This window comes from Flexithrix dorotheae DSM 6795 (genome assembly GCF_000379765.1).
In the GTDB taxonomy this organism is placed as follows: domain Bacteria; phylum Bacteroidota; class Bacteroidia; order Cytophagales; family Flammeovirgaceae; genus Flexithrix; species Flexithrix dorotheae.
This window is the reverse complement of the sequence record NZ_KB903437.1, coordinates 1-23498: the sequence shown is the minus strand read 5'-3', so window position 1 is coordinate 23498 and position 23498 is coordinate 1. Positions and strand designations below refer to the sequence as shown.

Here is a 23498-nt window from a genome sequence, read left to right as displayed (position 1 = left end):
AATATAGTTGAACAGAATTATTATATAAAAAAGCTTTGATTTAATAATCCTTGATTTATTATGCCATTTCCACATGCACCGGTATTTATAAATTAAAAAGGTATCTCCCTGATTGAGGAAGATACCTTGTATTTTGCCCTGTATAATATAATAATTTAGTTTACCTCTTCTTTTTGCTCTTTTGAGGCGATTTCTTCCAATTCCATTTTTGATATTGTAGCAAAAGAACCAAATGAAGAAGCCTTCAAGGCAATTTTAGCCCTCTCAGTGTTATTCATGTCCTTATAAATCATCGCTAAAGCAAACTGAAATTTTGACTTATTTTCAACATCCAGACCTGGATAACCCACTAACATTTCTAATATATTAATAGCCTGTTTGAAGTTATTGTTTTTATAATGTGCTGTGGCCTGAATAAATTTTACCTGATAATTTTTATCATCAAGTTTTAAAAATTCATCTGCAGAAACTATAGCATCATTATATAATCCATTATCCAATTGTAACTCTGCTAATCCAGCATAAATGTTAGCTAATTTCTTTTTGTCAGTTTCTACTTTGGCTGCTTCCTTATATTCATTTATTGCTTTTGTTTGATCTGCCTGTGTTTTGGCAATTTGTGCTTTAAGAACATAAGCATATGAAAAAGTATCTTGCATTTTTAATGCAGTTTCCAGATACTCTTTCCCTTTTTCATAATTTTTAATTTTGATATAACAGGTAGCCAAAGATGTATAAAAAGCAGGACTCAATCTGGCTATTAATGACTTATAAGGGCCTACATTTGCAAGTTTAAATGCTTCGGCTGAATTTTCATACTCACCTAATTTGTTGTAAGCATACCCCAATTCATAGTAATATTTTGCTACTGACCTTGGGTCTTTTGATGGCAAAATTGAAGTAGCCGAAATCATTGCTTGTTTAGCAGCACTATAATTTCCTTTTTTATTATTAATTGATGCTTCAAGATGAAGAATTGAGAGATTGTTGGGGTCAATAATTTTTACGTCATTAATATGTTTTAAAGCTCTGTCATACTTTTCTTGTTTATAAAACATATTAATAATGACCTCTTTATATTTAACTCTTTTCTTCAAGTCGGTTTCAAACCTAAAAGCCTGATCAAGACTTTCCTCCACCTTCATATACCTTTCAAGGTTTTGATAACATTTGGCCATCATTGTATATGCAGGCACAAAATCTGATTTTAATCTTGAAGTTTCTTCAAAGGCTAATACAGCATTATCAAATTCTTTAAGGGTCATGTAACACATTCCTTTGGAAAAGGAAAACCTTGGGTTTTCAGGTTCTAAGGCCAGAGCTCTTTCATATTCATCAATAGCTGCAATGAAATTATTGCTTTTTCTTAAATGTTCGGCTCTTGAAAAGATTTGCATCGCCTCATCTTGTGCAAATGATTGAAAAGATAGAAGAAAAACTTGCAAAATTAAGGCAATTTTTAAGCAGGTTTTCATGGGCAAAATATTAAAATTGTCTATTAATTTAGTTTTAAAGGCCATACAAAAAATGCAGTATGGTGCTTTGTGGATTTATAAAAGACAAACTTTATTCCATTAGACAAATTGGAGTATTGCCCATAATAAAAGTTAAAGTAAGGTTTATGAAGTTAAAATTGGTGAACTTGATTCATAAGTGGAAGGATAGAAAATTTTAGTATGGTTTATTTTCCCTAAATTTTGTCGAAACCTTTAAAAGTTAATCTCAGGATAATAGATTTTTATCTGGAAGAAGTAAAGACTTATCGAATTCTATTGAGGATAAGGGTTACTTAGTACAATTAAGGTTTTTTTTGATGAAAATAATTTTATCAAAAAAAAGATGATTTTTTTCACTTAATATGCGTGTAAGGTTTTAATGCTTAATACACCTGACATTTACATTCATTAAAAATTATGAGTAGATTTTTAAACCTAAATCGAGTCCTTCAAAATTGATTAAATCTATATTGGGAAAGACTATCCCAATTTTTTCGCTTAATCCTTTCTAAGAAGGTTTAATTCAATTTACTTTGCCAAAAAGTAAATTTTTTAAGATGCTACAAGTACAATTTATTAGGGATAATAAAGAAAAAGTGATTCTTGGTTTAAAAAAGAAATACTTTGCTAACCCAGAGGAAGCCGTTGAAAAGGTTCTGGAAACCGATAAAAAAAGGAGAGAATTACAGGTTGAACGTGATAATGTATTGGCTGAGGGGAATAGGTTTTCCAAGGAGATTGGAAAGTTAATGAAGGATGGAAAAAGAGAAGAAGCAGAAGAGGCCAAACAAAAAAGTGCATCTTTAAAAAATAAGTCTAAAGAGCTTAATGAGGAGGTTACCAACCTTGAAAATAATTTAATTGAATTACTTTATCAGATTCCAAATATTCCTCATGAGGAAGTTCCAGAGGGAAAAACCTCTGATGACAATGAAATAGTTTTTACAGTAGATGACTTGCCAGAACTAAAGAAAGAAGCTCTTTCTCACTGGGATTTGATTGAAAAATATGATATTATAGATTTTAATTTGGGAAATAAAGTGACTGGAGCTGGTTTCCCTTATTATAAAGGAAAGGGAGCCAAACTCCAAAGAGCGTTGATCAATTTTTTCCTTGAAGAGGCAGAAAACGCTGGCTATCTTGAGGTCCAACCTCCTATCTTGATCAATGAGGCATCAGGATATGGTACTGGGCAATTGCCTGATAAAGAAGGACAAATGTATAAGTTGGAAGGAACTGATGCTTACCTGATTCCTACAGCGGAAGTTCCCATTACCAACATGTTTCGCGATACCATTCTGAAATTAGATGATTTGCCAATAAAAATTGCGGGTTATACTCCATGTTTTAGAAGGGAAGCAGGTTCATGGGGGGCAGATGTACGTGGTTTAAACAGACTGCATCAGTTTGATAAAGTGGAAATCGTTCATATTGTCCATCCGGATAATTCTTACGATGTCTTATTACAAATGAGAAATCATATTGAAATGCTCATCAAAAAGCTGGAATTACCCTACCGTATATTGAATTTATGTGGAGGAGACATTAGCTTTAATGCAGCATTGTGTTATGATATGGAGGTTTACTCTGCTGCTCAAAAAAGATGGCTTGAGGTAAGCTCTGTGAGCAACTTTGAAACTTATCAGGCCAATAGGTTAAAGCTGAGGTTTAAGGATAAAAATAACAAAACCCAACTAGCACATACCCTTAATGGCAGTGCACTTGCATTACCCAGAATTTTGGCTGCTATTCTTGAAAACAATCAAACCGAATCAGGAATAAACATTCCAAAGTGTTTACAAAAATATACCGGTTTTGATCTAATCTCTTAAGGTCCCGGGTAAATAGGGTTGTAATTAATATCGAATAACTTTTCATTTCTCTTTACAATGTGAACCTGAATTTGAGGTAAACATTTCTAATATTAGTTGTTTTTAAATGGATAAAAATATTTTAAAAGTATCCAAAGAATTGGGTATTTCCGATAAACAGGTAGCTTCAACAATTGAATTATTGGATCAGGGGGCTACAATTCCCTTTATTTCAAGATATCGAAAAGAAGTTACCGGAAGTCTTGATGAAGTTGCGATTACCAGTATTCGGGATAGAATCGGCCAGTTGCGAGATCTTGATAAAAGAAAAGAAACTGTTTTAAAGTCTATTGAAGAACAGGGTAAACTAACTGATGAGTTAAAAGATAAAATCGATAAAACCGAAACGATGTCGGAGTTGGAGGATTTATATCTTCCTTATAAACCTAAAAGGAGAACAAAAGCCACAATTGCCAGAGAAAAAGGTTTGGAACCATTGGCAACCAAAATTTTTGACCAGATCGAATTTGACTTATTGGCTGAGGCTGAAAAATTTATTTCAGATGAAAAAGAGGTTTTGTCAGTTGAAGATGCATTGTCTGGTGCCAGGGATATTATTGCAGAGGTGATTAATGAAAATCAGGATGCTAGAAAATCGATTAGGGAAATTTTCGAAAAGCAGGGAGTGCTTCAAACTAAGGTGATTCCCGGGAAGGAAGAAGAAGGCCAAAAATATAAAGATTATTATGAATGGGAAGAACCGCTTAAATCGGTTCCGTCACATAGATTATTGGCGATGCGTAGAGGGGAAAAGGAATTAATACTATCTTTTTCATGTACGCCTGAAGATGAAATAGCCATAACTAAACTGGAGGATCAGTTCATCCACAAAAAAAATGAAATTGGAGAGCAAATAAAATTAGCCATTAAGGATGGATATAAAAGGTTGATGAAGCCTTCAATGGAAACTGAAATTCGGTTGAAATCGAAGCAAAATGCTGATGAGGAAGCTATAAAAGTTTTTGCCGATAACCTGAGACAATTATTACTTGCAGCGCCACTTGGACAAAAATCTGTTTTAGCCATTGATCCTGGATTTAGAACAGGGTGTAAAGTTGTTTGCCTGGATAGGCAAGGGAAATTACTTGAAAAGACTACAATTTTCCCTAACGAACCCCAGAAAAAGGTTTTTGAAGCAGGTGAAATCATCAAAAACCTTTGCCAAAAGCATAAAATAGAAGCAATTGCCATTGGAAATGGAACTGCGAGCAGGGAAACGGAAAGTTTCGTAAAAAACCTTAAGCTTCCTTCTTCCATTATTGTAGTCATGGTAAATGAAAGTGGAGCCTCTGTATATTCAGCTTCTGAGGTTGCCAGGGAAGAATTCCCCAATGAAGATGTAACGGTAAGAGGGTCGGTTTCTATTGGAAGAAGATTGATGGACCCCCTTGCAGAACTTGTGAAAATCGATCCAAAATCAATAGGGGTAGGCCAATATCAACACGATGTAGATCAGAATGCCTTAAAAAGTGGTTTGGATGATGTAGTTCTTAGTTGCGTGAACGGAGTTGGAGTAGAAGTAAATACCGCAAGTAAGGAACTTTTAACCTATGTATCCGGACTAAATAAATCTATTGCCAAACAAATTGTTTTATATAGAGAAGAAAACGGTCCATTTAAAAGAAGAGATGACCTGAAAAAAGTTCCGCGATTGGGTGAAAAAGCTTTTGAACAGGCAGCAGGATTTTTGAGAATAAAAAATGCTGAAAACCCTTTAGATTCCAGTGCAGTACACCCTGAGAGTTATTCAATCGTAGAAAAGATGGCCAAGGATAATGGTTGTACCGTCAATGATTTAATGACTAAGGCTGAATTGAGAGCACTGATAGATTTGAAACAATACCAAACTGAAACTATTGGTCTTCCTACTCTTAAAGATATCATTAATGAGCTGGCTAAACCTGGAAGAGACCCTAGGGAAAAGTTTGAATCATTTCAATTTGCAGAAGGCATTGAAAATATGAGTGACCTTCAGGTAGGAATGGAATTGCCAGGAATTGTCACAAATATCACAAACTTTGGATGCTTTGTTGATATTGGGGTTCATCAGGATGGTTTGGTTCATTTAAGCCAATTGGCAGATCGGTTTATCAAGCATCCGAGTGAGGTTGTAAAGGTTCACCAGAAGGTAAAAGTTAAGGTGGTGGAAGTGGATATTAAACGAAAAAGAATTGCTTTAACTATGAAAAGTGATCAGAAACCTGGTAATTCTAAGAGAAAAACAGAGAAAAAAAGTGAAATTTCTTTAGAAGAAAAATTGAATATGTTGAAAAGCAAATTTAAATAATTCATATTTGAATAATTTCACATGATAATATAACTTTTTTAAGACCTGTGGCCAACTATGGGTCTTTTTTTGTTAAAAAATATAATTTTTTTTAGATGTTTTTTGATTTTATTTAGAGATTGGATAAAGGTGTTTTTATTAAATCAATAAAAATAAATCAGATTTATTGATATATTTTAAAAAAAATAGGCAAAAGGTTTTGATTTTTCTTTAATTACCACAGGTTTGCTTAAAATTATTGTTTCTACTATTTTTGTAGAACCAGTTTATTTAAATGAATCCGCATAAACGAATATGTCTTCATTTTGATGAACGGGTTTATACTTTTAAATTACTTATCTTAAAGCTCATTTTATATGAACAGCTTACTGACTTCCTTCAGGGATAATTGTGGTGCAGGCCTAATTGCAAATTATAGAAATATCCCCTCAAGGCAGATGACCCTTGACGCTATTACAGCCATTGGTAGAATGATCCACAGAGGTGCGATAGCAGCAGATGGAAAAAGTGGTGATGGTAGTGGTCTTCTTTTCTCAATGCCGGATCGCTTTATGAATAGAATTGCAGAAATGAATGGTTTTGACTTACCAGACAAATTTGCAGTGGCAATGTTATTCATCAAAAGTGAAAAACATAAAGAGTTATTTACTGAAGCATGTGAGAAAAATGATTTGAAAGTATTGTTTTACAGAAAAGTTCCTGTGAACACCAACGTGCTTGGAGAGCTTGCGCATAAGATTATGCCTCACATAGTACAGGCATTTGTAATTCCGAATTCTTTAATGTCAACCAAGAGGTTCGAACCTCTTCTTTATTTAACAAGAAAGGAAGTAGAACATCAATTAAGAGATGATCAGGATTTTTATGTATGCTCTTTCTCAGACAAACTTATATCATATAAGGGACTAATTATGCCCACCTACCTGAAGGATTTTTTCTTAGATCTTCAGGAAAATGATTTTGAAACAAGTTTTGCCTTGTTCCACCAAAGGTTTTCAACCAATACTCTTCCCAGATGGCCTCTTGCACAGCCATTCAGAAGCCTGGCCCATAATGGTGAAATAAATTCAATTCAGGCCAACAGGTTTAATGTGGATGTTTATTCCGAAAAATTTGAAAGCGAGGTTTTTTCAAAAACTGAAATTCAAAGAATCCTTCCATTATTAGATTCCGGGGCAAGTGATAGTGCCAGTGTGGATAACATGTTTGAGTTTTTGATCAATAATGGGGTAGACTTTTTCAAGGCAATTAGAAGTATGGTTCCTGCCCCCTGGCAAAACGCTCCACATATGGATGCTAAAATCAGGGCTTTCTACGAATATACTTCTTGTAATTTTGAAGCCTGGGACGGTCCAGCTTCCTTAAATATTACAAACGGAAGATATTTAGGATGTGTATTGGATAGAAATGGTCTGCGGCCGGCAAAATATATAATCACTACAGATGAAAGATTCATTATAAGCAGTGAATATGGAGTAATAGATATAGAAGATCATTTGATCAAAGAACAAGGGACATTGAGAAGTGGAGAAATGATCGGGGTAGATTTGAAATATGGAAAAATTCTGAAAAATGAAGAAATAAATGATTATCTGAAAAATGCAAAACCATACGGAAAATGGCTAAATGATAATAGCGCATATCTTATGGAGCATTCGGATAAGAATTTTTCCGATTTTTCCGATTGTCAATTAGATAATCTTGTTGAAAGCCAACGATACCATAATATTACCAATGAAGTAGTTGAAAGTATTATAAAACCCATGATTTCTACCGGCAAGGAAGAAATTGGTTCTATGGGAGATGATACCCCGCTAGCTTGTTTTAGCAATATTCAACGAAATTTCACTGATTTCTTCCGACAGAAATTTGCGCAGGTAACCAATCCACCGATTGACCCTATTAGGGAGAAAATGGTGATGTCTACAAGTTTAAGTTTTGGGCCAAAAAATAATATCCTGAAAGATGGACCGATGAACGCACATAGGCTTAAAACCATGAATCCTATTCTTTCGAAAGAAAAAATGGATGTACTGAAAGCCTTTGGTTCAATAGGTAATCCCTTGTATGATCCTGTTTATAAGAATGAAACTTTCTTTACTTATTTTAAGAAGGATCTTAAATCTTCATTATACCAACTGGGAGAAAAAGTTGTTGATGCTGTCGCAAACAATGGTATTAAAATGGTGATTTTTGATGACAGGGCGCTGAATAAGGAAAATAGGCTTATCCCTATGGCTTTGGTTGTAGGTTATGTGAATTCTTTACTGAAAAAGAAAAAACTTAGGAGTAATGTTTCCATTGTAACAATTACCGGTGAAGTTGGAGATTCTCATTCCTGTGCCGTATTATTAGGTTACGGGGCCACTGCAGTTTATCCATATTTAACCTACGCAACAGTTTACGAGACTGTAAAGAGAAATAAAAATGCGAGAGAAATAGACATAAAAAATGGTATGAAAAGAGTCCATGGAGCTATGAACCAGGGCTTGTTAAAAATTATGTCTAAAATGGGTATTTCAACTATTGAAAGTTATCATAACTCTTCATTATTTGATGTAATTGGACTGAGTTCCGAAATAGTGGAAGATTGTTTCAGCAGCTCTATTCCCTTAATACCGGGGCTTAGCTATGAGGACATTGAATTCAAAATCCAGAAAACTCATAAAATTGCATTTAAAAGACAGCTTATTAAAAAGTTGTATCCACTTGAAGTAGGTAGTTTCTACAAATATATGGACAAAGGAGAATACCATGATTTTTCTCCGGATGTTGCAAGAGCAGTTCAAAGATTTGCCAGGAGCGGAAGAGAGGAGGATTATGGTGAGTTAAGAGACAGAATTAATAATCGTGGGTTGAAAATGATCAGAGACTTTTTTGAGTTTAAATCTGATCGTGAATCAATAGATGTTTCTGAAGTAGAGTCAATTGAAGATATTACATGGAGATTTACTTCTGCAGCCATGAGTCTGGGATCTATTTCCCCGGAAGCTCATGAGGCAATCGCAGAGGCGATGAACTTTTTGGGAGGAAAATCTAATTCGGGAGAAGGAGGAGAAGATAAAAGAAGATATGGCACCAATAAAAATAGTAAAATCAAGCAAGTTGCCTCAGGCAGATTTGGTGTTACACCAGAGTACTTAAGAAATGCTGAAGAAATTCAGATCAAGGTGGCTCAGGGTGCCAAGCCTGGAGAAGGAGGACAGTTACCTGGTTCTAAAGTTACTCCGCTAATTGCCTCGCTAAGGTGTACAATTCCTGGAGTTACTTTAATTTCACCTCCACCTCACCACGATATTTATTCCATTGAGGATTTAGCTCAGTTAATTTTTGACTTAAAACAAATTAACCCTAAAGCCAAAGTTTGTGTGAAACTGGTTTCTACCGCAGGAGTTGGAACTATTGCAGTGGGTGTGGCTAAGGCTTATGCAGATAAAATTATTATCTCAGGAGCCGATGGAGGAACTGGTGCAGCTCAGTTGGGTTCTATTAAATTTGCAGGAAACCCATGGGAACTTGGTTTGAGTGAAGCGCATAATGCATTAAAGGCTAATCAGCTTAGACAAATGGTTGAGCTTCAGACAGATGGAGGATTAAAAACCGGGCTTGACATTGTAAAGGGTGCAATTTTAGGAGCGGAAACATTTGCTTTTGGAACTGTATTACTTTCTACTGTTGGTTGTAAAATCCTTAGAGTTTGCCACTTAAACAAATGTAGCGTAGGTATTGCTACTCAGGACGAAATGCTGAGATCCTACTATACAGGAACAGTAAAAGGAATTATCAATTACTTGCAGTCTGTTGCTCAGGAAGTTAGAGAAATTCTGGCAAAACTTGGTTATAAAAAACTCGATGATATTATTGGCCAAACTCAGTTACTGAATGTTGTTAATGATGAATTGGCTAAAAAATTCGATTTTTCTTTTGTGTTGAATAACCTTGAAGGAGAAAATATCAAAAAGGTAAATTACAATGAACCTTTTGATAAAAATATTTATGAACAAAATATCCTGAAAGAAGTGCTTCCCACAATTAAGGCTCCCCAATTCCCAATTGTGGTGAATCATAAAATTAGCAATACCAACAGGAGCTTTGGAGCAATGACCAGTGGGGTTGTCGCTGATTTTTATGGAGACAAAGGCTTAGCCAAAGAAACCATTACCATTAATCTTACCGGAAATGCAGGACAATCTTTAGGTGCATTCCTGGCACCGGGTCTTTTAATTAGATTAACTGGGTCTGCTAATGATTATGTTGGTAAAGGAATGCATGGTGGGCACATTATCATTACCCCGGAAGATAACAAGAAAACTTACAATCTGGCTGGAAATACCTGTTTATATGGCGCAACTGGAGGTAAACTTTTCATCTCCGGACAGGTAGGCGAAAGGTTTGGTGTAAGAAACTCTGGTGCACTTGCAGTGGTAGAAGGTACGGGTGATCATCCTTGTGAATATATGACCGGGGGAACTGTAGTAATTCTTGGAGAAACCGGACACAACTTTGGCGCTGGTATGACAGGTGGAGTTGCCTTTGTTTATGATAAGAATCACAATTTCATTGATAAAATGAATCAGGAATTAATCAAGGCAGAAAGAATTGACACTGATGAAGGTGATGAAGGAAGACATTACCTTAAGAAAATATTGAGAAGCTACCATTACAGGACACATAGTCCATTGGCGAAATTTATTTTGGAACACTTCAGAGAGGAACTTCGGTTTTTCTATATGGTAACTTCTAAAGATATGAAGGCTCCTCTTAATCCTATGGAAGGAAATTAATTTATTAATTTTGTATTAAGAAGTTTGTAACCTAAATAGATTAAAAGGAAAACTTTTAAGATTAATTTGAAATAATTTAAGGCTGTAAATTAAATGTTGGGAATGGATTCAGATAATTGATTTACAGCTTAATTAAAAGATATAATTCATGTACGAGTTTACCAAAATTGAGAGAATTGACCCCATAATAAAGCCGACAAATGAAAGGGTTCAGAATTTTGAAGAAATAAATGAGCTTTATACTGAGGAAGAAGCAGGAGTTCAGGCAAGTAGATGTATTCAGTGTGGAAATCCATACTGTAGTGCTACTGGTTGCCCATTGAGTAATAATATTCCCCAGTGGTTAAAATTTATTGCGGAAAAAGATTTGGAATTGGCTTTTCAGATTTCCAATGAAACTTCGCCTTTCCCTGAGATTTTAGGTAGAATTTGCCCTCAGGACAGGCTTTGTGAAGGGGCATGTACCCTAAATGAAAATAATGATGGACAAATGCACAGTCATGGTGCAATATCTATTGGTTCTATTGAAGTTTCAATTTCTGAAAGAGGGTTCAATAAAGGATTTAAACCAGAATTTCCAGGAATTACTACAGATAAAAAAGTAGCGATTATTGGTTCTGGACCTGCCGGGCTGTCTTGTGCTACATTTTTGTTGAGAGCAGGAGTAAAACCTGTGGTTTATGAGTCGGCAGATCAGGCTGGTGGATTACTTACCTATGGTATTCCCGGATTTAAATTAGAAAAAGAATCGGTAAAAAGAAGGGTTGATTTATTGGTTGAGGCTGGAATGGAGCTTCATCTGAATACTCAGATTGGAAAAGATATTTCTTTTGAAGAAATTCATAAAACACATGAAGCTGTATTTTTAGGAATTGGGGCTACGGAAGGAAAAGTATTGGATTATGACTCCTATAACAGTAACAATGTTTTTATGGCGGTTCCTTTCCTTACCAACATCCAAAAGAAAATAGAAGAATTACCATTCGACAAAAAATTTGATGTAAAAGGAAAAAACGTAATGGTAATTGGTGGTGGAGACACCGCAATGGACTGTGTAAGAACCTCCGTGAGAGAAGGTGCTGAAAAAGTACATTGTGTGTACAGAAGAGGAGAAGCCGATATGCCGGGTAGCCGAAAAGAAGTAAAATCTGCAAAGGAAGAAGGAGTTGAGTTTTTGTTTTTTAATAGTCCGAAAAGTTTTGTGGCCGATGATAAAGGAATGATCACTGGTATGAAATTAATTCAGACAGAACTTATCCCCGGGAAAGATGGTGGCCGAGGACGAATAATTGAATTAGATGGATCTGAGCAAATCATGCATGCGGATGTCATAATTCTTGCTCTTGGATTTAATAACCAAAAAGTGGAATTCCTGGAGAAAAACGGAATTGAGCTAAATGATTGGGGAGCCATAAAAGTAGATGAAAATCAACAAACTACCAAAGAAGGAGTTTATGCAGGTGGAGATACTACCAGGGGTGCTGATTTAGTAGTGACTGCAGCATTAGATGGCAGAGAAGCGGCATATAAAATTTTGGAGAAAATTTTTGACGAGGAAATATAATCTTCGTGAAATTTTTTTCCTTTGGTACAAAAAAAGACACTTTTTCAAGTGTCTTTTTTTGTGAAGCGAATTTTTCAAGCAACTATTCATTTAAAAGAAAAATTCTAATTTTCATCAAAAGATACACAATTGGAATTTTGGTAATTTACCTGAAACCGAGAATATTTTTCAAACTCTGATTTTGTAAATTTTTTGTTTACAGTTTTGCACAACTCATCTGCAATAATTCTTGAATTTGCCCCCCAGAATAGAAATTCATTTCCTTCCCCAACAGTTAAAATTTTCGATTCATTTTGGACAAATGTCAAATCCCATATGTTGGTTTTATTTCGTAAAATCAATGGATTAGACCTGTTCATATTGTCCACAGTCCATACCCTTGCGGTTTTATCATCACCACCGGAAATGATTTTCCTTCCATTTTCGGAAAATTTGAGCACATTAATAGGTGCGGTATGACCAATAAGAGTAGTCACTAATTCAAAGCTTTTACCATCCCAAACTTCAATTGCACCGGAATTTGTACCAGAAATTAAATAATTACCATTTGGACTAAATGCCACCTTAGATAAATTCCCGGCACTTAGTCTGTAATTCTTAGAGTTGTATTGAATGTTTTTAATATTTTTAAATGACAGATTATTTTCTTTTCCAGATAGGGTTACACCTAAAATTTCAATATTATTACCCTTTCCAATTGCCAACAGGAAATTTTTGTCATCCACTTTTGAAATACTAAATCCAATAGTACCTCTTTGGTTTACAGATCCGATTTGCAGTGGCTTACCATTTTCCAGGCTCCAGAAAGTGATTTTTTCGCTGTCAGAAGCTGCAAAGTACATTTTTTTTGATCCTGGGACTTGAACAAATTCAATGTGGTTAATAGCCGTTCTGTGTTTACCTGCTAAAATAGGATTTTTGAATTTTGGTAAAAATTTAGCTTTATCCATTTCCCAAAGCAGAATTTCTCCACCTGTAGAGCCGGCCAACATAAAATCTCCTTCCTGGCTTATGACTAATTGCGTTACACCCGAATCTATTTTTAATACACTTAATCTTCTCATTACTTGCCCAGGGAAAAATCTCCTTAAATAAATTATTCCTGAGCGGTCCCCTGTGGCTAAAATTTGATGATTGTCATTGTAATCAATAGCTTTTACTTGAAATTTATGTCCAGTGGATTTGTCCCTGGTATCAAATTGTGATAAGGCATTTAAAACAGTATAGTTTTCAGGAAGTTGTTGGGGCCCTTTATTTTCTTCATTTATGAAAAATGCATGAAGAGCCAGAAGCTTGCTATCTTCAAGGTTTCCATTATTAAATAATTCAAGCGCTTTAATTGATAAAATTTTGGCTTCATTGAGTAAGGCAATTCTTTCAGTTTCTGCCTTGCTTTCCTCAGCCAATTCTTTACTTTGTTGTACAATTTCCAGTTGTTGCCTGGCAACAAGAGCCACACTATCGGCAAGGGCTTTCTGTTTTTCAGCCTCCAGATAATTTTTTCTGGCTTCCTGAGATTTCTCCATCGCAAGAATTCTTTGTTCCTCTGCCAGGTCTTGTTGCCTAAGGGCTTCTTCAAGTGCCTTCAGAGCATTTTGTCTTTCCTCCTCTGCCCTCATTGCGTTTTGTCTTGCCAGCAATGTTTGCTTTCTTGCTTCCTGGGCATTTTGTTCAGCAATCTTTCTAAGTTCAACAGCTTGTTTTAAGGCTTCCTCTGCTTTTATCTTTGCAGCAATAGCTTCTTTGCTGGCTTTTTCTGCAAGGATTTTGGCTTCACTTGCTTTTTTAGTTTCTTCCTGAGCAATAATTCGAAGACTGTCTGCAGTTTCTTTTTGTTTAAAAGCTTCTAATTTGGCTAATTGTGCTTCTTCAGCTTTAATTCTTGCAAAGTTCGCTTGTTGAGAAACCTCTTTCTTTTCCTGATAAGCCACATAGGCAAGAAAACCGGAAATGGCAAAAAGGCTTGCCATAACAATTACCATGGTTGTAAGAATTAATTTCCTTTTATTCTCCTTTCGGGTTTTAATACTGCTGGCGCGGATAAATTCCACCTGTAATGTAGTAGGAAATGGCTTCTTTAGATTTTTTTCAGCTTCTTTGAGCCAGGATTCCGCAGATCCGAGTTCCATTCCATTTAAGAGTAAACCTGGATTTTTACTGTTTTCTTCCCATTCAATGGCTCGCTGAGACCATTTTGTATGATTTTGCACATGGCCTCGGTCAACATCCAGTGCATTCACCAAAGAATTAAACGACTCATTAAAATCATTTTCAGAGAAGTCTATCCATTGGACTGCCGCCAATGTAGGATGGAGATATGGTGTTTTTCTATGGTTAATTGTAACAAATCGTTTGTTAAGCCTGTGGGCATATTCTACTTCATCTGCGCAATAAGGAGATTTTACCGAATCCGGTGAAATAATAAATAGGAAATTATCTGAAGATTCAATCCCATGAAAAATTTCTGTTTGAAAATCGGACCCGGAGGCTATACTCTCCTGATCGAACCAGGTAGTTTTTCCCTGGATTTGTAATGCTTCATTGAGTTTTCTTGCAAAATCTCCGTCTGCTCTGGAATAGGATATAAAAACTTCATTGGATAATTGTAGCCTTTTCGAGCCACTCGTGCTGATAAATAAATCATGAATTTTAGTGGGTTGGTAATCCTCCCTTCTTTTTCCTATTTCCAGCCAAGTTTCTGCATCCTGCAAATTGTATCCCCTGAGCAGCATACTTTCATTTTTGCCCTGTTCTTCCCACTTTATGGCCTGAGATAAATATCGTTTGTGTTTTTGGAAATAGCCTTTTTCCTTATTGAGCTCTATAATAAGTGCCTGTACTCCAGCTTGAAATTCCTGGGGGTTGGTTTCACAAAAATTAATGTATTGAAGTTGACTTATTTTTTTCGGAATGACATCCTCTTCAATTTCTTCAATAAGCAAAGGAATAATTCTCTTATTGAAATTTTGCGCATATTCTAATTCCTTAATGCAATATTCAGAAACGATAGATTCTTTAGTGATGAAAAATAAAAAATTATCAGCCTGAATGATTCCCTCAAGAATTGCCTTGTCGAAATTTTGTCCGGATTTTATGTCTTTATTGTGAAGCCAGGTAGTAATACCAAATCTGGCAAGGGCCTTACTAATTTGATCCTTTATTTCTTTATTTTCTGCAGAATAGGCTATGAAAGCCTCTGTCATTAAGTTTTCCCCATTTTTTTTGGATTCACATATATATTCACAATGTAAATCTGTCGGAATACAGGGCGGTTGTCCTTTTTTAAACTCTCTTGCCAGCCATTTTTCAGCTTCTTGTCTTTCTTTCCCCACCAGCAAAAATTTGGTGTCCCTTTTATTCTTGTCCCATTCAAGTGCTTTTGATAAAAGTCGTGTATGCTTTTCTACATATTCTGCATGATTCCCTATCAGTTGAATCAGGCCCTGAAAGGAAGCGTAAAAATCATCGATTTGTTTCCAACGGGAATGTTCAAGGTTTTCATCAGCTTCTTCCCGAATGTAAACCCAATTAATTTTTGCAATGGCAGGGTGGATATTTTCCATTTCGTTCACAGGATCAACATGTAATAATGGAATTATCCTTTTATTGAGTTTTACAGCCAGTTCTATTTCCCTAAGGCAGTATTCCGACCGAATGGAATGTGGGGAAATAATAAATACAAAATTATGAGCTTTGCTTATTCCATCATTAATCTGTTCCTGGAAATCTACACCAAGTGGAATATCATTTTGATCGAACCAGACATTGAAGTTTTCCTTTACTAAAGCATTGTGAAGTTTAGTGGCAAACCCTTTACTGTGTCTTCTGCCATAAGAAATAAAAACATCATCAAAATCTTCACCTTCCTTTTTTTTGATTATTTGCTGGGCTTTTCCCGAATTGAGAAAATTAGCCACTTCATTAAGGGAATGATACCATATTCCACCGTTTTCTTCAACCCTTTTGCCAAGCGCTTCCATGGCATTAATCTGTTCCTGATCGAACTTATCTTTTCCATCTTTGGCTAAATAACAGAAAATAGTCCGGTCTGGCCTTTTAAAAGAATCATCAGTTACTTCAGCAAGGGCATAGAAACCTGTAATTTTTGGTGTGAGGACGTAAAGACAAAAATCGCAATGTTGTCTTTCATAAAGCTCTCTTTTATAGGCTTCTTCGTTCCAATCATCCACAACTGGATTAAAAAAATCAATTTTCAAATCCGAAATTAAACTATCTCTCCATTTGGAGCCATTTACCGTTCCGCCTAAAAAAACTTTCATGTAGTCCTAAAAAGGAATTATGTAGAATATAAATTTAAAAAGGAGTTTGTAGAATATGGTTTACTTGAGTTTTTCTAAATATCAATGGAAGGAATTTAGAAAAATAATAGCTTCATCCAAAGTTTTAATCCATCTTCCCCCATTTCTTTCTACCATTTTCCCTATTGCCTCTAAAGATTTTTTTTGATGATCAGTAAAAACCTGGTCATTATTTTCCAATACTGCACAATAGACAGTTTTTTCGGAAAACTTGTTGGAATCGTCAATTAATTCAGGGACACACAAAAAACCGTTCATGCCAGGACGAAATAAATAAAAAATCAAGGTACATTCATCCTTCAAATTGAAAACCTTTTCCTGTAGCCCATCTACTTCATTGAATTGCAACGGATCGATGTGGTGTATTTGTAATTGTGGAATAACCAATTCTCTCCAGTCATTATTTAAAGATATTCCGCCTAAATAAACTGTAACCTTCTTTTCTTCCATGTGGAAAATCAGATTTAAAATCAATATTATAATACCTGCTTTGGAAAACAAGTGCCTAATAATAGCGATATACCCTGATATTTCAATAAAACCAGGAATTTAATTGCGGAGCATTGAAATAATATTTATTCCTAATCTACCAGAGCCACAGTTGTAATGGAATATTGATCTTTTCAGGATTACTTTATTGTGCAACAAGATCTCGCTGCATTTCCTTTGCGGTTTTGGTGGACTTGTCCGGGCTCCAGCCGGGTGGGTAAAAAATATACTTTAGTTTGTTTTTAAAGGATTTGGTTGATTTTACATCTCTCCAAATGTTCTCAAACTCATGAGTATTTGCCTTAATTGGATTGAAAGATTGTGGCGGTTTTAAAACCCCATATATAGGTTTTACACCTTTAATTAAATCCTGATAAGTACCAAAAATCCTGTCCCAGATAATAAATATGCCACCATGATTTTTATCCAGATACTCAATATTACAGGCATGGTGAGCCTGATGGATGTAGGGGTTGTTGATAATTTTTCCAAACCAACCCAGACTTGGCATAAGCTGGGTATGAAGAAAAAATTGAAAAATAGCATTTATAATAAGTGCTGTGGCTACCATTACCGGCTCAAAGCCAATTAGGGGCATCCAAAGCCAATAAATAGGTTTGTATAAAGTAATGAACCAGCCATTTCTCAAAGCTACGGAAAAATTGAATGTTTCAGAATTATGGTGGGGAATATGAGCGGCCCACAATAACCTGATGGTATGGCTAAACCTGTGATGCCAGTAAAAATTAAAATCATCCCCAATAATAGCTAATATCCAGATGTACCATGCCCATCCTAGCGATTCGTACCCTAAAAGTTCCAGCCTGAATTCTTTGGTAGCTTCAAAAACAAATGTAAAAACAACTAAAGCCGCAATCTTGGTAAATGAAGCCACTATTGTTGCTCCTATTGCTATGGCAAAAGATGAAAGTGTTTCTTTTAAAATATAATTTTCCCTTGCAAAAATAAACTCTGAAACTAGGGTAAGAATAAGGAATGGATATATATAGGTGATATACTCGTTAATCGGCAAGTTTTCCATAAAAAAGCTGGATTATAATTTTAATTACTTGTGCGACAAGCATTTTTTTAAAAAATAAAGTTCTTAAGAAAATGGTCTGAGATATTTTTCAGGAAAAATAGAATTATTTTAATCCTGTTTTGGCAATCAAAGGTAAATAATTATCCCATTTCAAACCAAAAAATTATTGTTAAAATCATATTTTACCTATTTTGGGCAAACTTTTTATAGGATCAGATTATTCATGAGATTATTATTAAATAAGGGGTTTATATTTTTTGTAATAGTAGGAGCTTTTTTTTCTCATCCATATGCCAAAAGTCAGGATTTAACAGAAATTCGGATCAAGGCAATTTCCGGACTGAAGTATGACCTTCCAAGGTTTGCGGTTAAGCCAGGAACTAAAGTCAAAATTATCTTTGAGAATTCGGATGAAATGGCTCACAACTTAGTTTTCACGCTTCCGGGAAAAAGAGAAGAGATAGTAGGTCTGGCCAATAATTTAGGTGGATCGGGCCCTTCAATGAATTTTATTCCAGAATCAGAAGCCATTCTTGCAAGTATTAAAGTATTAAATCCTGACGCTAAAGAGGAAATAGTATTTACAGTACCCAATGAGGAAGGTATTTATCCATATGTATGTACTTACCCGGGTCATGGTTTTATAATGTTTGGGGCAATGTATGTGACCACCAAAGCACTTCCTCCTTTAGAAACTGACCAAAATGTTCCCGAATCCCAAAGAGAAAAGCAAGAAGTTGGCAAAGCCTCACCACATCCCTATCCATTAACTTACCCAATAATTTATAGAACATTTTTACCTGATTGTGGACCTGCAGGAATAGCAGTGGCATTGAATAAGAAAGTTTCCTATAGTTGGGACGCTGGAAAATGCATGTTTAGGTATGCCTGGAAGGATGGGTTTTTGGATAATTCAGAACAATGGCAAGCAAAAGGAAAAGAATTGTCTATAATTGTAGGTGAAGTGTTTTATAAACCAACTTTAGGTTTTCCTTTTCGGTTAGATAATTCGGAAAACGAGCCAGAGGTGAAATTTATGGGATACCGGCTGGAAAATGGATTCCCAAAGTTTAATTATAAAATGGGGAAGGCTTTGGTAAATGAATTTATTCAACCGTTTGAAGATCCAAATGGAATTGGTTATTCAGTTCAATTTGAAGTTTCAGATTTGGATAATACGCTTATATATATAGCGGATAAATCTAATGATAAAATGGAAGTAAGTTCAGATAAAGGAAAGTGGGAAGGAAATAAATTGTATTTAACACCCGAGGAAGGGAAAAATTTTAAAGTTTACTATAAAGAAATTGGGACAAATCATCATGCGGGGCATTAAGCATCTTTTAATTACAGTGTTATTTGGGGTGTCAATATTTTCTTGCAATAAATCGGAAATAATAGAGGGAAATGATGCCTATAATGTGGACGATATCAAGACTCCGGCTGGCCTGAGGGCTGAAAATGGGGGAATTGCCTTTTTGCCAGATGGAAGAATGGTCACTTGTTTCCATTTGGGAGAGGTTCTAATTTATGATCCTAAAACCGAAGAATGGTCAGTATTTGCAAAAGGTTTGCATGATCCTTTAGGAGTTTATCCAATCAGTGAATTTGAAATGTTAGTGATGCACCGTCCTGAATTAACCAGGCTGGTTGATACTGATAAAGACGGAAAAGCTGATTTATACCAAACCGTTACCGATCAGTTTGGAATTTCAGGAAATTATCATGAATATAATTATGGACCCCAACCTGATGGAAAAGGAGATTTTTTTATTTCATTAAATGATGCATCCAATGGTGCTGGTATTTGGAAGGAAGTCCGGGGAGAGTTTAGAGCAGAGGGACGGCCCGGAAGGATGTATTCCTGTGTTCCATATAGGGGTTGGGTAATGAAGGTAGATGCTGAAAATGGAGACTTAATTCCATGGGCATCAGGATTTAGATCTCCGAATGGAATTGCAGTTGATAAAAGTGGAAGACTTTTTATTACAGATAATCAGGGAGATTGGTTAGGTACTAGTAAGCTTTATCATGTGGAAAAGGGTAAATTTTACGGTCATCCCTCAAGTTTAGTTTGGGAAAAAGGTTTTGAAGGGATTGATCCATTGACTATTCCAGTCCCTGTTTTGGACAAAATGCGGCAGAAAGGAAGCGTTTTATTTCCGCATAGTATATTGGCAAATTCACCCACTCAGCCAGTTTTTGATTACACCGGTGGAGAATTTGGCCCATTTGAAGGTCAGATGATAATCGGTGAAATGGATCATGACTTTTTACTCAGGGTAATTTTGGATGAAGTGGATGGAGAGATTCAGGGGGCATGTGTTCCTTTTGTGAGTAATCAGGGCCTAACAAAAGGAAATAACAGAATTGCCTGGTCACCGGATGGGAGCCTTTTTGTAGGTAAATCGGATAGAGGTTGGGTAGGAGGAAAAGGAATGCAAAAAATTTCCTGGAATGGTAAAACACCCATGGATATTTATGAAATGAAATTAACCAAATCTGGATTTGATATTTCTTTTACGCTTCCAATAAACCCTGAAAGCGCTAATGATCCTTATAGTTACACCATAAAAAGGTATTATTATAAATACCATCGAAAGTATGGTTCCAAGCAATTTGATGTGAGTGAAGTTAAGGTGAAAAATGTCATGCTTAAGGAGGATGGAAAAGGGATATCTATTGATTTGGAAGATTTAAAGCCTAATTATATATATGAACTTACACTTCCTGAGGATATAAAATCTAAAAAAAATACTCCTATAAACAACAAGACAATTTATTACACACTCAATAAATTGAAGTCATAAAGAATTAGGGTTTGAATTCTCCATTTTAGAACACAATTCTCAAATTGAATGGATTCTGAAAAATCATTCCAGAATTCATTCAATTTCCATCTCAACATTCAGTGAAGTAGCCTCTGCTTTATTAGGAAGTTTTTGATGGATGTAATAAATAGAAAGGAAAATGATTGATCACTCCTGAAATTTTATCTTAATTCCCATTTGAGCTGAAATAAATAACCCTCCTATAGTTAAAGATAAATGTAAGAAATAAGGAAAAGGTGGGCGACTTTCATAAATTTTTCTTTTTAAGGTTCAATACTTACCTGCTACTAAATAAGGTAGTATTCCTCCTGAAGAAAATTTCTTCATTTATAAACAACTGATTTTAAGATTGTTATTCATATTATTTCCATTTCTCAAATCACATTCAGGAATTGTAATATATAAATAATTTAATATTCAATCTTAGAATGGCAATATTTTAGACTTAGGTTTTTTGATAGGTTCACAAGACCTACAATACAATTAAACCAAATAACAAATAAATGCTAAATCAATTTATCTACCTTCATTATAATGAAGGCTTTCCTGCTATTCCGTCCGAAAATATTTCTATTATTGAATATCATAAGCATACTCAGAATGCTTTAAAAGATCTTCTTACTCCTTCAGAAGGTATAATTATATCAAAGGATTCCACTTCCGAAAACCTTGATTCCAAAATAATCAGTGACATCCGGCATAAATTTCACCTGAAACAGCCAATTCTTGTAATAAGTGATGAGAACATTGATTCTTGGTTTGAAGTTGATTCTTCCGAATTTCCTGAATATTTAAGGTATCTCCAGGATCCCTCTGTCAGTTATTTAACTGGAAAAGAATTTCAACAATTATCAGGAAAGGAAATAAGAAATTGCTTTGAGGAGGAGCTTGATGACATTTTGTTAAATGAAGTTTGTTCTTATTTATATGATGATTTTGGTTATATGATTAATAGATTATTAGAACTAAAGTCAAATATTATAAAAGAGAAAAATGAAAATCATTTACAGTTGATTTTAAATAGATATTTTCCTGAGTTGAAAATTATCCTTCACAGAAAATTGAATGTGTCAGATAGAGGAGATGAGTATTTAAATCAAATCCTGACCTTAATCCAGGAATTTGACGAGAAATCTTATGATGACATTATTCAATATATTAATAGAATAATTAAAGGCCTGGAGGATTATGCGCACTTTCTTTTACAGGAAGAAAGAAGATATGAGACAAGGGAAAAAGGAGAGGTTGTTTTCATCGGAAATTCAAGAGATACAATTCGTCAAATTGAGGATCATTTTTTCAGCCAGGGAGTCATTTGTAGAGGAACGTCTTGCCCAAATGAAGTTATTGAATTACTTAAAAATGACAAAAGCAACAAAATTACAGTGGTAATTTGTGAGAGTCGATTTTATTCTGAAAGTAAAAAAATTAAAAGGAGGCAGTTAAGGCATCTAAATGAAATGATTAGCAATTTGCCAAATATCATTTCAAGAATTGTGCTTACCGATTCAGACACTTCATTTATTCAAAATAGTATAATAAGTGATATCTGTATACACAAGAACCTTATAATGCATCATCCTTATGGAATGCAAAGATTGTCTAATGCATTTTTTGCATTAGATAAAGAGGTTAGAAATACAATAAATAATTTTCCCGGTTTTAATGATCAACAAAAATTGCTTTATAAAAAGCATAAGGCAAGCGCAGATTATTTAAAAGTAGAACGGGAAATTTCTATAAAAGCAGAAACCATAGTAAAAACATTGGCAGAGGGAAATTCTGCTGTTGAATTAGGATTACCTGCATTGAATGGAAAGCTGAAAAATAAAAATCCTATGAGGAACTTGGAAAACTTTAGGAATATCTTGTTAGCAAGAAGAATAGCAATAGGATTATGCCAATTGGATGAAAAAACCTTGAAGTCAAATTATCCCACTATAAATAAGAGTCTAATAAATATTGAAAGATGGGGCATTATTTATCACTCACTTAAAAATGGTTCACTAAAATTACTTGGGAATGATTTACCAGACGAAGCGGAAATAAGTACAGTAATAAATAGAAACCTAAAACTATCAATTAAAAATAGGTATAAGGCCATTAGTGGATTACAAGGACGAGTGACTATAGAAGAACGGACCTGGCTTGATAATATAATTACAACTTCAACTTTTCAGGTTAATGAAAATAGCAATGGTAAAAAATTAAACGGATCACCATTTTTACAGGTGTTGCAATAATTTTTCATTTGTAAGATGTTGGTAATGAGGTTATTGTGTATTTTTTAAGATTTTTTTCAAAAAATAATGGTATAATGTATTGGAATTAAAGGGTGAGTGATTACCTTTGCACTCGCTTTCAGGGAAACGTCACTGAGAGAGAGGTAAGAAAAGAGGGGAAAATGGAGGTATTTTGAAGTGTTTTAGGTGGGGGTTGGGAGTTGAGGAATAGGCTTTAAAAGGCTTTAAAAAATTTCTCAAAAAAGTTGAAAAAACATTTGGTAGATATAAAAAGTTTATCGATGTTTGCACACCGAAATCGAGAGGGGTTAGAGAGGAGAGAGGGTGTAGTTAAGTAGGTGGTATTGAGGGGTTTAGGAGTTATTTTTTTATTCGAAAGAGAGTAAAAAAAAAGTTTTAAAAAAGTTGAAATTTAATTTGGAGTTAACAAAAAGTTTAGCGTACTTTGCACTCCGATTTAGAAATAAGAAGAAGGGGATTTGGTAGCGGGGATAAGCATGCAGATGCTCAATAGCAAAAGTGCTATAAAGTTCTTTGAAATGATGTAAGAATGCAGTAGGTAAGAAAGAAGT

General features: G+C 34.9%; 11 protein-coding genes. 7 read left to right on the top strand and 4 right to left on the bottom strand.

Annotated elements, in window-relative coordinates; translation table 11 throughout:
* Window positions 1-155 precede the first annotated feature (155 nt).
* Complete coding sequence (locus A3EM_RS0111710) at window positions 156-1475, bottom strand: tetratricopeptide repeat protein (protein ID WP_169513351.1); 1320 nt, start codon at window positions 1473-1475, stop codon at window positions 156-158.
* A gap of 578 nt (window positions 1476-2053) precedes the next feature.
* Between A3EM_RS0111710 and serS the strand changes: the two genes are divergently transcribed.
* The 4 genes from serS to A3EM_RS0111685 all read left to right on the top strand — a co-directional run bounded on the left by serS (window position 2054) and on the right by A3EM_RS0111685 (window position 12002).
* The gene (gene serS, locus A3EM_RS0111700) at window positions 2054-3328 is read left to right on the top strand and encodes a serine--tRNA ligase (protein ID WP_020528401.1); all 1275 of its coding nucleotides are present in this window, start codon (window positions 2054-2056) and stop codon (window positions 3326-3328) included.
* Window positions 3329-3434: 106 nt separating this feature from the next.
* Window positions 3435-5654: a Tex family protein gene (locus A3EM_RS0111695; RefSeq protein ID WP_020528400.1), complete on the top strand. Its 2220-nt coding sequence runs from the start codon at window positions 3435-3437 to the stop codon at window positions 5652-5654.
* A 356-nt stretch (window positions 5655-6010) separates the two neighbouring features.
* Complete coding sequence (gltB, locus tag A3EM_RS0111690; RefSeq protein ID WP_020528399.1) at window positions 6011-10438, top strand: glutamate synthase large subunit; 4428 nt, start codon at window positions 6011-6013, stop codon at window positions 10436-10438.
* A 148-nt stretch (window positions 10439-10586) separates the two neighbouring features.
* Entirely contained in the window at window positions 10587-12002 is a 1416-nt protein-coding gene (locus A3EM_RS0111685) for a glutamate synthase subunit beta (protein ID WP_020528398.1), read from the top strand.
* A gap of 104 nt (window positions 12003-12106) precedes the next feature.
* Here A3EM_RS0111685 and A3EM_RS45755 read toward each other — a convergent pair whose 3' ends face one another.
* The 3 genes from A3EM_RS45755 to A3EM_RS0111665 all read right to left on the bottom strand — a co-directional run bounded on the left by A3EM_RS45755 (window position 12107) and on the right by A3EM_RS0111665 (window position 17852).
* Window positions 12107-16282 (bottom strand): TIR domain-containing protein, encoded by a 4176-nt coding sequence (locus A3EM_RS45755; protein WP_020528397.1) that lies wholly within the window; start codon window positions 16280-16282, stop codon window positions 12107-12109.
* Between the two features lie 81 nt (window positions 16283-16363).
* Window positions 16364-16771, bottom strand: a complete 408-nt coding sequence (locus tag A3EM_RS0111670; RefSeq protein ID WP_020528396.1) for a hypothetical protein — start codon at window positions 16769-16771, stop codon at window positions 16364-16366.
* A gap of 184 nt (window positions 16772-16955) precedes the next feature.
* The gene (locus tag A3EM_RS0111665; RefSeq protein WP_020528395.1) at window positions 16956-17852 is read right to left on the bottom strand and encodes a sterol desaturase family protein; all 897 of its coding nucleotides are present in this window, start codon (window positions 17850-17852) and stop codon (window positions 16956-16958) included.
* 223 nt (window positions 17853-18075) lie between these two features.
* On the opposite strand from A3EM_RS0111665, the gene A3EM_RS42165 reads away from it, so the two are divergent.
* The 3 genes from A3EM_RS42165 (at window position 18076) to A3EM_RS0111650 (ending at window position 22926) form a co-directional block, all read left to right on the top strand.
* Window positions 18076-19188: a plastocyanin/azurin family copper-binding protein gene (locus A3EM_RS42165; protein ID WP_020528394.1), complete on the top strand. Its 1113-nt coding sequence runs from the start codon at window positions 18076-18078 to the stop codon at window positions 19186-19188.
* The gene (locus A3EM_RS0111655; RefSeq protein WP_245576499.1) at window positions 19160-20662 is read left to right on the top strand and encodes a PQQ-dependent sugar dehydrogenase family protein; all 1503 of its coding nucleotides are present in this window, start codon (window positions 19160-19162) and stop codon (window positions 20660-20662) included. Before A3EM_RS42165 ends, A3EM_RS0111655 begins: the two co-directional genes overlap by 29 nt.
* Window positions 20663-21582: 920 nt before the next feature.
* Window positions 21583-22926: a hypothetical protein gene (locus A3EM_RS0111650; RefSeq protein ID WP_211211961.1), complete on the top strand. Its 1344-nt coding sequence runs from the start codon at window positions 21583-21585 to the stop codon at window positions 22924-22926.
* Window positions 22927-23498 lie beyond the last annotated feature (572 nt).